The organism is Bradyrhizobium oropedii, assembly GCF_020889685.1.
GTDB classification, from domain to species: Bacteria; Pseudomonadota; Alphaproteobacteria; order Rhizobiales; family Xanthobacteraceae; genus Bradyrhizobium; species Bradyrhizobium oropedii.
The window spans coordinates 1-10681 of record NZ_JACMYO010000242.1 but is presented as its reverse complement, the minus strand read 5'-3'; the positions used below and the strand labels follow the sequence as shown (position 1 = coordinate 10681).

The 10681-nt window shown below is 63.8% G+C and carries 9 protein-coding genes and 1 pseudogene; all 10 read right to left on the bottom strand.

What is annotated here, in order from left to right; genetic code table 11:
- Positions 1 to 15 precede the first annotated feature (15 nt).
- Positions 16 to 1695: a mucoidy inhibitor MuiA family protein gene (locus H8A95_RS38415; RefSeq protein WP_229187797.1), complete on the bottom strand. Its 1680-nt coding sequence runs from the start codon at positions 1693 to 1695 to the stop codon at positions 16 to 18.
- A gap of 352 nt (positions 1696 to 2047) precedes the next feature.
- The gene (locus H8A95_RS38410; protein WP_229187796.1) at positions 2048 to 3220 is read right to left on the bottom strand and encodes a thiolase family protein; all 1173 of its coding nucleotides are present in this window, start codon (positions 3218 to 3220) and stop codon (positions 2048 to 2050) included.
- A 239-nt stretch (positions 3221 to 3459) separates the two neighbouring features.
- Positions 3460 to 5049: a phosphoglycerate dehydrogenase gene (serA, locus tag H8A95_RS38405; protein WP_229187795.1), complete on the bottom strand. Its 1590-nt coding sequence runs from the start codon at positions 5047 to 5049 to the stop codon at positions 3460 to 3462.
- A 234-nt stretch (positions 5050 to 5283) separates the two neighbouring features.
- Complete coding sequence (locus tag H8A95_RS38400; RefSeq protein WP_229187794.1) at positions 5284 to 6456, bottom strand: phosphoserine transaminase; 1173 nt, start codon at positions 6454 to 6456, stop codon at positions 5284 to 5286.
- Between the two features lie 78 nt (positions 6457 to 6534).
- Positions 6535 to 6747: a hypothetical protein gene (locus H8A95_RS38395; protein WP_229187793.1), complete on the bottom strand. Its 213-nt coding sequence runs from the start codon at positions 6745 to 6747 to the stop codon at positions 6535 to 6537.
- Positions 6748 to 6910: 163 nt separating this feature from the next.
- Positions 6911 to 7381: a GNAT family N-acetyltransferase gene (locus H8A95_RS38390; RefSeq protein WP_229187792.1), complete on the bottom strand. Its 471-nt coding sequence runs from the start codon at positions 7379 to 7381 to the stop codon at positions 6911 to 6913.
- An 18-nt stretch (positions 7382 to 7399) separates the two neighbouring features.
- On the bottom strand, positions 7400 to 7990 hold the full coding sequence (locus tag H8A95_RS38385; RefSeq protein WP_229187791.1) for a glutathione S-transferase family protein: 591 nt from the start codon (positions 7988 to 7990) through the stop codon (positions 7400 to 7402).
- Between the two features lie 69 nt (positions 7991 to 8059).
- Entirely contained in the window at positions 8060 to 8890 is an 831-nt protein-coding gene (locus H8A95_RS38380; protein WP_229187798.1) for an outer membrane protein, read from the bottom strand.
- Between the two features lie 211 nt (positions 8891 to 9101).
- Entirely contained in the window at positions 9102 to 9953 is an 852-nt protein-coding gene (locus tag H8A95_RS38375; RefSeq protein ID WP_229187790.1) for an outer membrane protein, read from the bottom strand.
- A gap of 309 nt (positions 9954 to 10262) precedes the next feature.
- A pseudogene (locus H8A95_RS38370) lies at positions 10263 to 10547 on the bottom strand (MFS transporter); the annotation flags it as partial.
- Positions 10548 to 10681 lie beyond the last annotated feature (134 nt).

Here is a 10681-nt window from a genome sequence, read left to right as displayed (position 1 = left end):
TCTAGTTAACGCAGATCACCCCGCCGGCACCATCACGACGCCCTTGTCCTTGGGCCAGCGCATCCGCCAGGCGAAATTGATGTCACGGACTTCGCCGGGCTTGGCCTCGAACGCCCATTCCAGCACGCCGCGCTTGTCGCGCAGATTGGTGGTGGTCGCAGGCGTCGACGACGGCAGCATCTCGACCACGATGTCGTCGTTCTCGCTGACCGGGAGCTGATCCTGGATCGCGACCTTGATCGGGAAGTCGTGGCCGTTGCGCACCGTGGTCTTGAACGCGCGCTCGTCGGTCTTCGACGTCGTCACGATCAGGCCGGCGGAGCCTTCGTTGCGCTTCACCACCGTGCGCTCGATCTTGACCTTGTCGTCGACGCCGAAGCCGAGCCGCACGGTCTCGTCCTTGGCGGCGGTCGCCATCCGGCTGCGGCCGACAAAGATGCCGTCGCGATAGATCGAGACCTGCCCCGGCAAAAGCGGCGCGTCGTCGGCCTGCACGAAGCTCGCTTCCAGGAACGCGGTCGGATCGATCACCGGAACGGCGCGCACCGCGAGATCGGGCGTGATCGTTGCGGTCGAGATGCGCAGGCTCTTGGCGCCCTCATTGGCCGAGACGCTGACGCGGCCGGGAATCTTGAAGGTGGCCTGGAAGGCGCCAATCTCGGCGGTTGCCTGTTGTTCCTCCATGGTCGCTCCCCCGCCAAAGCGGAATTGCTGGACCGCCTCAGCAGCCGGCGCAGGCGCCAGCACCGAACGCGGTTGCACGCTGTCAAACACCTTGCCCGCGGCCGCCAGCGGCCGCGGCGGCTGCGGATATCGCACGATCAGCGAATTAAGATCGGGCGCGTTGCCGCCGCGGGCGACGCGCACGGTGGAGACGACGAGCGCTACGTTCGACCAATCCTCGCCGGTCGACTGGGTGATCTCGGCGCGGCGCACCAGTTCGATAGCGGGCTTGCGGTCCTTGGCGCCGGTATCGAGACGGGCGTCGTAAATCGGCATCCAGCGCGCGCTACGCACCGCGTAGGTGACCCGCAGCGTGGCCTTCGTCTCCGCAGCTGACGCCAGCTCGATCCGCACCTCGAGCTTGCTCGGCGGCTTGGCGGCACGATCGGCCTCCAGCCGCGCGATCTCGCGATCGATGTCGCGCTGCTTGCGCGTGGCGTCGCGGATCGCGTTGTCGGCGGTCGCGACTTCGTCCCCCACCGCCGAGAACGCGGCACGCCATTCGCTCACCGGGCGCGCCTCGCCCTTCTCGCCGATCCCGACCGGCGATGCCTCGGCAAAATGCTCGGCGAATTTGCGCCGCGCCTCGGCCGCGGAGATGATCCCCTGCAGATCCTCGCGCTGGTCCCGCAGCGCCTCGATCCGCTTGTCGATCTCAGGCAGATTCGCCGGCGCCACCGGGTGCGGCGGCCGCGCGTCGATGGCGCCGATCGTCAGCCGGCCGCCCGCCTCACCTTCGACCCGCAGCGAGGACGGATCGAGCCCCATCGGGAAATCCTTCGCGATGAGGGTGTTGTCGCCGGCGGGCAGATCGAGCGAGATGACGCGAGCGACGCTCGCGCCATCAGGATAGACGGTCACGGCATCGACCTGCGAGGCCGCGTCGAGATTGGCCGCGTGCAGCGGCCCGGCAACCAGCGCACCCGCCAGCACAAGGCTGGTGGTCACAAGACAATTGGCAATCCTTCGCATGACATCCCTCCGAAAAAACGCTGCATCGCGCGCGAGACGAACGGCGCGTCAGGCTCACAGGCGCGCCGTTTCTGGTGGTGAGACGCAGCGAGGAAGGGACTGGTTCGATTGAGGTTTCCCTGCGGCGCGACGATGGCGCCGCCGCGACTGCCGCATGGCGCGGCGATGTCGGAGGGTATCTCTCTGCCGTCATTGCGAGCGAAGCGAAGCAATCCATCCCTCCACGTCCGTGGATCAATGGATTGCTTCGTCGCTGCGCTCCTCGCAATGACGGTCGAGAGACCAGCACAAAAAAGCACGGCGCCCTGAGGCGCCGTGCTGCAAATCCTGAACAGTCAGCCAAGCTGCACGCTCAGCTGTAGATCTCGAACAGGCCTGCGCCGCCCTGACCACCGCCGATGCACATGGTCACGACGCCCCACTTGGCCTTGCGGCGACGACCTTCCTGCAGCAGGTGGCCGGTGAGCCGGGCACCGGTCATGCCGAAGGGGTGGCCGATCGCGATCGAGCCGCCGTTGACGTTGTACTTCTCGGGATCGATGCCGAGCTGGTCGCGCGAATAGAGGCACTGGCTGGCGAACGCCTCGTTGAGCTCCCAGAGATCGATGTCCTCGACCTTCAGGCCGTGGCGCTTGAGCAGCTTCGGCACGGCAAACACCGGACCGATACCCATCTCGTCGGGCTCGCAGCCGGCCGAGGCCCAGGCGACGAAGCGGCCGAGCGGGTTGAGACCGCGCTTCTCGGCATCCTTGGCTTCCATCAGCACCACAGCGGCGGCGCCGTCGGAGAGCTGGCTGGCATTGCCGGCGGTGACGAACTTGCCCGGACCCTTGACCGGCTCGAGCTTGGCAAGACCTTCCAGCGTGGTCTCCGGACGGTTGCACTCGTCACGGTCGACCACATAGTCGACGATCGACTCGGCCTTGGTCGCCTTGTCGACCACCTTCATCTTGGTCTTCATCGGGACGATTTCGTCCTTGAACTTGTTGGCCTGCTGCGCGGCGGCCATGCGGCGCTGCGACTCCAGCGAATACTCGTCCTGGTATTCGCGGCTGAGCTTGTAGCGCTCGGCGACGATGTCGGCGGTGTCGATCATCGCCATGAAGATGTCGGGCGCAGTCTTGAGCAGGTCCGGATCGATCGATTCCTTCGGCGAGCCGCCGCCGGGAATCGAGATGCTCTCGACGCCGCCGGCGACGATGCAATCGGAGCCGTCCGAGCGGATCGAGTTGGCGGCCATCGCGATGGTCTGCAGGCCCGACGAGCAGAAGCGGTTCACGGAAACACCGGCGGTCGACTTCGGCAGGCCGGCGAGCAGCGCCGCCTGACGGCCGATGTTCGGCGCGCCATGCGCGCAATTGCCGAGATAGCAATCCTCGACATAGTCCTTGTCGACGCCGGCGCGCTCGACGGCGTGCTTGATGGCGTGCCCGGCCAGGGACATCGGCGGGGTGATGTTGAATCCGCCACGGCCGGACTTCGCCAGGCCGGTGCGCGCGTAGGAAACGATTACGGCTTCACGCATTGTTTTCTCCCTCTGAGATATCAGTCATTGTGGCGCGTCGTGGCCTGTTCGTACACATTTTTCGTCGGGCGCAACAGCAATACCGGAGGCCCCGGAACGACAAACGCCGCCTCCGGGACCGGAGACGGCGTCATGTTCCGCAGATCGGAATTTGATGGTCTGAACGGTATCCCGGGCAATGACGAGAGCCGCTCAAACAACGTTTAAAACGTCTGTGGCCTTTAGAGCGTATGCGCCTCTTAGAACGTCAGCGCCTTGGCCTGCTTCACCTGCGGCAGCTCCTGCACCTTGCCGAGCAGGTCCGCCGGCACCGCACCGTCGACCTCGACCAGCGCAATGGCGTCGCCGCCCTGCTTGACGCGGCCGAGATGGAAGGTCGCGATATTGATTTTCGCATCACCCAAGAGGCTCGCGAACGCGCCGATGAAGCCCGGCTTGTCCTCGTTGGTCACGTAGATCATCGACTTGCCGAACTCGGCATCGACGCGGATGCCCTTGATGTCGACCAGGCGCGGCTTGCCGTCGGCGTAGACGGTGCCGGACACCGAACGCTCCTGGCGCTCGGTGGTGACGGTGACCGTGATCAGGCTTTCATAATCGCTCTGCGCGGCGCGGACGACCTCGTCCACCACCATGCCGCGCTCCTTGGCCACGACCGGCGCCGAGACCACGTTGACCTCGCCCAGCATTGGACGCAGCAGGCCGGACAGCACCGCCGAGGTGATCGCCTTGATCTTCATCTCGGCGACGTGACCCTCATAGGTGATCGTGGTCTTGAGGATGCCACTCTCGGTGAGCTGGCCGGCGAACGAGCCGAGCTTCTCGGCGAGCTCGATGAACGGCTTCAGCTTCGGCGCCTCTTCCGCCGTGATCGAGGGGAAGTTGACCGCGTTCGAGATCGCGCCCGACAGCAGATAGTCCGACATCTGCTCGGCGACCTGCAACGCGACGTTCTCCTGCGCTTCGGTGGTGGAGGCGCCGAGATGCGGGGTGCAGATCACGTTGGGATGGCCGAACAGCACGTTCGAGGTCGCCGGCTCCTCGACGAACACGTCGAAGGCGGCGCCGGCGACATGCTTGGAATTCAGCGCATCGACCAGCGCCTGCTCGTCGACCAGGCCGCCGCGGGCGCAGTTGATGATGCGCACGCCCTTCTTCATCTTGGCGATCGCGGCCGCGTCGATGACGTTGCGGGTCTTCTCGGTCAGGGGCGTATGCAGTGTGATGAAATCGGCGCGCTTCAGCAGATCGTCGAGCTCGACCTTCTCGACGCCGATGTCCTTGGCGCGCTCCGGCGACAGGAACGGATCGAACGCGATCACCTTCATGCGCAGGCCGAGCGCGCGGTCGGCGACGATCGAGCCGATGTTGCCGCAGCCGATCACGCCGAGCGTCTTGGCGGTGATCTCGACACCCATGAAGCGGTTCTTCTCCCACTTGCCGGCCTGGGTCGAGGCGTCGGCCTGCGGGATCTCGCGCGCCAGCGCCAGCATCAGCGTGATGGCGTGCTCGGCGGTCGTGATCGAATTGCCGAACGGCGTGTTCATCACGATGATGCCCTTGGCGGTCGCGGCCGGAATCTCGACATTGTCGACGCCGATGCCGGCGCGGCCGATCACCTTGAGCCTGGTCGCCTTCTCGAGAATCTTGGCGGTCGCCTTGGTGGCCGAGCGGATCGCAAGGCCATCATAGTTGCCGATGATCTCGGCAAGCTTGTCCTTGTCCTTGCCGAGGTTGGGCTGGAAGTCGACCTCGACGCCGCGATCCTTGAAGATCTGCACGGCGGCGGGAGACAGCGCATCGGAAATCAGAACTTTGGGTTTTGTCATGTCGATTGTTCCTTTGCCCTGCGGCGGGCGGGTCCCTTGGACCAAACTGGTGAAGTCTCTGATCACTTCTCCCTCGCCCCGCTCTTGCGGGGAAAGGGTTGGGGTGAGGGGCAGCCACGGGCGAGGAACAAGCCGAAAAGGCCCCTCACCCGGATTGCACCGGACGATGCTCCGCATCGCCGGGAGAAATCCGACCTCTCCCCGGAAGAACGGGGAGAGGTGACAAGAGAAAGCTTACGCCGCCTTGGGCAGCGCGGCCTTGGTCTCGGCGAAGGCCCAGTCGATCCACTGCGTCAGCAGCTCGACGTCCTTTGCCTCGACGGTGGCGCCGCACCAGATCCGCAGGCCTGCCGGCGCATCGCGGTAATACGCGAAGTCGAAGCCGGCGTTCTCCTTCTCGACGAGTGCGACCAGCTTCTTGCAGAAGTCGGCCTGTGCGTCAGCGGGAAGCGAGGTAATCGCGGGATCGGTGAACTTCAGGCACACCGAGGTGTTGGAGCGGATCGCGGCATCCTTGGCCAAAAAGTCGATCCAGGGCGTCTTCGCCTTCCAGTCGGCGATTGCCTTGGTGTTGGCGTCCGCGCGCGCGATCAGGGCCTTCAGGCCGCCGATCGACTTCGCCCAGTTCAGCGCATCGAGGTAGTCCTCGACGCAGAGCATCGACGGCGTGTTGATGGTTTCGCCTTCGAAGATGCCTTGGTTGAGCTTGCCGCCCTTGGTGAGGCGGAAGATCTTCGGCAGCGGCCAGGCCGGCTTGTAGGTCTCGAGCCGTTCCACCGCACGCGGCGACAGGATCAGCATGCCGTGCGCGGCTTCACCGCCGAGCGCCTTCTGCCAGGAGAAGGTGACGACGTCGAGCTTGGCGAAATCGAGCGGCTGCGCGAAGGCGGCCGAGGTCGCGTCGCAAATCGTGAGGCCTTCACGGGTTGCGCTGATCCAGTCAGCGTTCGGCACACGCACACCCGAGGTGGTGCCGTTCCAGGTGAAGACGACGTCAGAGTTCGGATCGACCTTGGAGAGATCGGGGATTTCACCGTAAGCCGCGTTCAGCTTGGTGACGTCCTTCAGCTTCAATTCCTTGACGATGTCGCTGACCCAGCCCTCGCCGAAGGATTCCCAGGCGAGCGTGGTGACGGGCCGCGCACCGAGCAGCGACCACAGCGCCATCTCGACCGCGCCGGTGTCCGACGCCGGCACGATGCCGATCTTGTAGTCGGCAGGCACCTCAAGCACTTCACGCGTCAGTTCGATCGCGAGCTTGAGCTTGGCTTTGCCGACCTTCGCACGATGCGAGCGGCCGAGGGCTGCGTCCTTGAGATTGTTGGGGTTCCAGCCGGGGCGCTTGGCGCAGGGGCCGGAGGAGAAATGCGGCACATCGGGCCGCGAAGCGGGCTTCGCTGCAGTCATAGTCTACCCTTCCAGATAGCTGCCTCTCGGTGGGGAGAGGTTTCCCGCCGTCGGAGGTAGTGGAAAGGGACCCAAACGTCAAGGAAGTTCGGGCTTTTCCCGCGCAACCGGGGGATCACGGCTGATTGATGGGGAGTCCTCGACCTGCTGCACCGTCTCCTGATCGAGCAAATCTGCCGCGAGGTTCATGATCTTAACCGCCCTGCGCCGGCTCGATATTCTCAAAATGCTCTTATCGCCGGCCAGCACGATGTACTCGTTGCCGACCCGCACGATCGAATAGTCCGACATTCCAATCCCCAGTTGCCCGCCGCCCCGTGGGAGACGCCCGACATACCGGACTCGTTCCGCCCGGTAAAATCACGGAGACCGGCTTAGTTTATTGGCTGTTAACCGGATCGCGGAGCAGCAGCTACCGCAGGCGTTGCCATGTATTCGGCACAACTCGCGCACGTCAAAAGCGAATCGTCATACCGACATGACTGCGCGCAAATCCAAGCCGCTCATAGAAGCGTTGCGCGTCGACGCGCGTGTGATGCGTCAGCAACTCGACGAGCATGCAGCCTCTCGCCTGCGCCTCCGCGACCGCCCACTGCACCAGTTGCTCGCCGATGCCGCGGCTGCGGCAGTGCTTTGCGACGCGGACGTCCTCGAGCAGCCCGCGCGAACCGCCCTGCGAGCTGATGCCCGGCAGAACCGCGAGTTGCAGGCAACCGACGACGGTGCCCTCCCCGTCGACGGCGACGACGAGCTGCAGATTGGGATCGCGCTCGACCCGCGCGAAGGCATCAAAATAACTTTGCGGCAGCGGATCCTCGATCCGCTCGCGCGCATTGCCGAGCGGATCGTCCGCCAGCATGCCGACGATGGCCGCGACATCTTCGCGGCGAGCGTGACGGATCACGATGGACGAGGTTTCGGTCATGGCTGCATTCTGGAGAGGTCAGCGGACTGGCGGCAGCGCGAGCACGTGCTCGGCATCGGCGATCCAGCGGCGGATCATCGGATAGCGTTCGAGCGCAAGGCCGCCGTCCTCCGCCATACGCGTATAGGCGAGCAGCGAGACGTCGGCGAGCGAGAACGCATCCCCGACGAGGAATTGCGTCGCTGCAAGATGCCGCTCCAGATGATCGAGCGCGGCATAGCCGCGCTTGATGAGATTCGGATCGATCTCCGAGACCGGCTTGCCGAGATACACGGCCTGGAAACGACAGACGGCGACATAGGGCTCGTGGCTGTTCTGCTCCCAGAACATCCAGGCATCCATCTGCGCCGCACGATAGGCATCGCCGGGGATCAGATCGCTGCCGCGCGCGAGATAACGGATGATGGCGTTGGATTGCGCGAGCGTGCGACCGTCATCCAGCTCCACCGTCGGCACCTGGCCCCAGCCGTTCAGCGTGAGAAAATCCGCCGTGCGGCTGCCGCCTTTCATGGTGTCGATCTCGACCCATGTGTACGGCAGCGCCAGCTTGTCGCACACCCATTTCACCTTCAGGCAATTGCCTGAATTGGCGTCGCCGTAGATTTTCATGCGAGGTCGCTCCGCTTGCGAAGCAACATCCGATCAGCCGCACATTGCGGTGTCAAGCGACGCAGCGAATCAGAATTTGTAGCCGATCGCAGCACGTACGCTGTTTTGTGTAACCGACGTGTTCTTGACCGGCATGAACTTGACGTATTCCCACTCGCCGCGCAGGAAAACACAGTTCCACAACATGTATTCCAGGCCGAGACCAGCGGTCCAGCCGGCCACGAAGGCATCGGTTTTCGAATCCGTCGCGGTCTGGGCAAACTGCGGAAGCGCAAAGCTGGTCGAGGTTCCGTCACTGAAGTTGATCGTTCTGGTCACAGAACTTGTGACCGTGCGCGAGACGTCCATTCGGCCGACCGCAAGGCCGCCGAACATGTAGGGCAGAAAATCACCGGTTGCCCAACCTGCGCGCCCGCGGAATGTCATCTCATCCTTGACCTTCAGCGTAGCGTTTCCATTCAACGACACGCCGTCGGCAGCAGTCGCGCCGACTGGAAGAACCAGGGTCGGCTGAGCGACCTGAATCGGACCCAGGCTTCCGAAGGTCGACGTCGTCAGGCCGGACCAATAAGTATAGTTTGCTTCGACACCCACCACGACGTCGTCGAACTGCCAGTTGCGTCCGACAAACGCTCCGAAGCCCGAGCTTTGCGCATTGACCCGACCCAGCAGATTGAACTGGGCCGTCGGAGCCTGCAGCGTGGTGTTGCGGAATATGGAATTGGTCAGGGACGCAACGCTGCCACCGAAGTCGGTGTTGATCCATGATTGTCCGACCTGACCGCCGGCATACCAGCCGTCCCAGTTTCTGGTTGGTGCGCTGGAAGCAGGGAGACTGCCGCGCAGGAAATCGGGCATGTCAGCCGCGTGCGCGCCGGTCACCGCCCCGAACATCATCACCGCCAGCAAGATCCTACGCATCGCAACGCTCCATCCCACTCTTCGAATGTGCGTTGATCATCGCCTGTTAACCTTAACCAATCGTTGTCGCCGGCCGCTTTCGACTACGCAAGTTGCAGAAGCTCGCAGCATGACGCGGCAAAAGAAAACGGCGCGGGAGGATCCCGCGCCGTTTCAAACGTTAACCGTAGAGGGTCGAAATTAACCCTTGTTAGCCCTTGCGGATCAGCGGGGGCGGCGGCGGCGGGGGCAGCACGTCGCAGCAAGGCAGGGCGAAGCGCACGCCGAGCTTCACGTCCTGCGAGGTCATGTCGCGGAACTGGAAGGTCGAGGGACCGGCCGGCGTGCCGTCGAAGAAGTGGCCCTGGCCGTGGGCGGCGGTGCCCATGTCGAGGTAGCGATAGGCCAGTTCAACCGTGAAGTTGTTGGTGACCTTGTAGGCGACACCGGCATGCAGCGCCCAGGCGAAGTTGGTCTTGGTCGCACCGTCGGCGATGAAGGAACTGGTCAGGCCGGACCCGCTCGGGAACGTGGTGACGTCGGAGAAGGCCGAGGTCTTGATCACCGCAGCACCGACACCGGCACCGATGAACGGGGTCAGGCAACCCCAGGTGCCGAGATCGGCGTAGATGTTGGCGAGGCCGACCCAGCTCTGGACGCCGCCATGATAGGTGTCGCCGAGCGAGCTGGGTCCGGGGAAGGTGAAGAAGTCGGTGCCATTGAAGCTCACCTTCGAGCGATACTCACCGGTGATGTCGGCGCGGAACCAGCTGTTGAACTGATAGCCGACGCCGAGGCCGAACAGCATGCCGCTGTCGAAGCCGGTGCCATACTGGTTGAATGCGGTGCCGGCCGGCAACGTGTCATAGGCGTTGACGTGCAGCCTGGCCTTGGTGTTGGTCATGCCGATATCGCCGCGCAGATACCAGCCGCCGAAATCCTGGACCGGCGGTGGAGCATACGCCATCGGGGGCGGCGGCATGATCGGCATGTCGGCAGCGAACGCCGCCGAGGACAACAGAGATGCCGCTCCGACGGCAATCAGGGTCTTTACGCTACGCATTGGCTTCGTCCTTTTGGGCCAAGTGAGGCGACACGAAAGGCCCCACGTCTGAAACTCACGGGCGGACGATGGCAGCAAATGTTTAAGCGGCACTTAACCCTAATTTTTAAGGTTGATTTTCTCTCACCTTCTGCTGCGGCTGTTGCTTATGGGTCCATAGATGCGCGCGTTCGACCGCGAAAGATGGCGATCTCGCCACAGATGCTAATGAAGCGTTGACGCAAGCGCGCCGTTTGCAGCGCACGCGAACCGCGTGTGTTAGCGAATGATTAATGAAGGCATCGCGTCAGCGGCCCTCGCCGCAAGCGTTCAGCGCACGGCCTTCGCCATCTTCGGCAGGAACACCGCGAGCAGGCCGATCGCCGGCAGGAATGCGCACAGCTGATAGACGAAGGCGATGCCGGTGTGATCGGCGAGCTTGCCAAGCACGGCCGCGCCGAGACCGCCGATGCCGAAGGCGACGCCGAAGAACACACCGGAGATCATGCCGAAACGATGCGGCATCAATTCCTGCGCGAACACGATGATCGCCGACGTCGCCGACGAGATGATCAGGCCGATCACGACCGTCAGCACGGCGCTGACGAACAGACCGGTAAGGAACGCAATCGAGGACTCGCAAAAAATACCTCCGTGTCGTACGACGCGGAGGTAGCCGAGACCAGTTGCGTTAGCCGATGGCAGCGATGCGCTGTGTGGTTCTCACCAACAACCGTCCCACCTCCCCG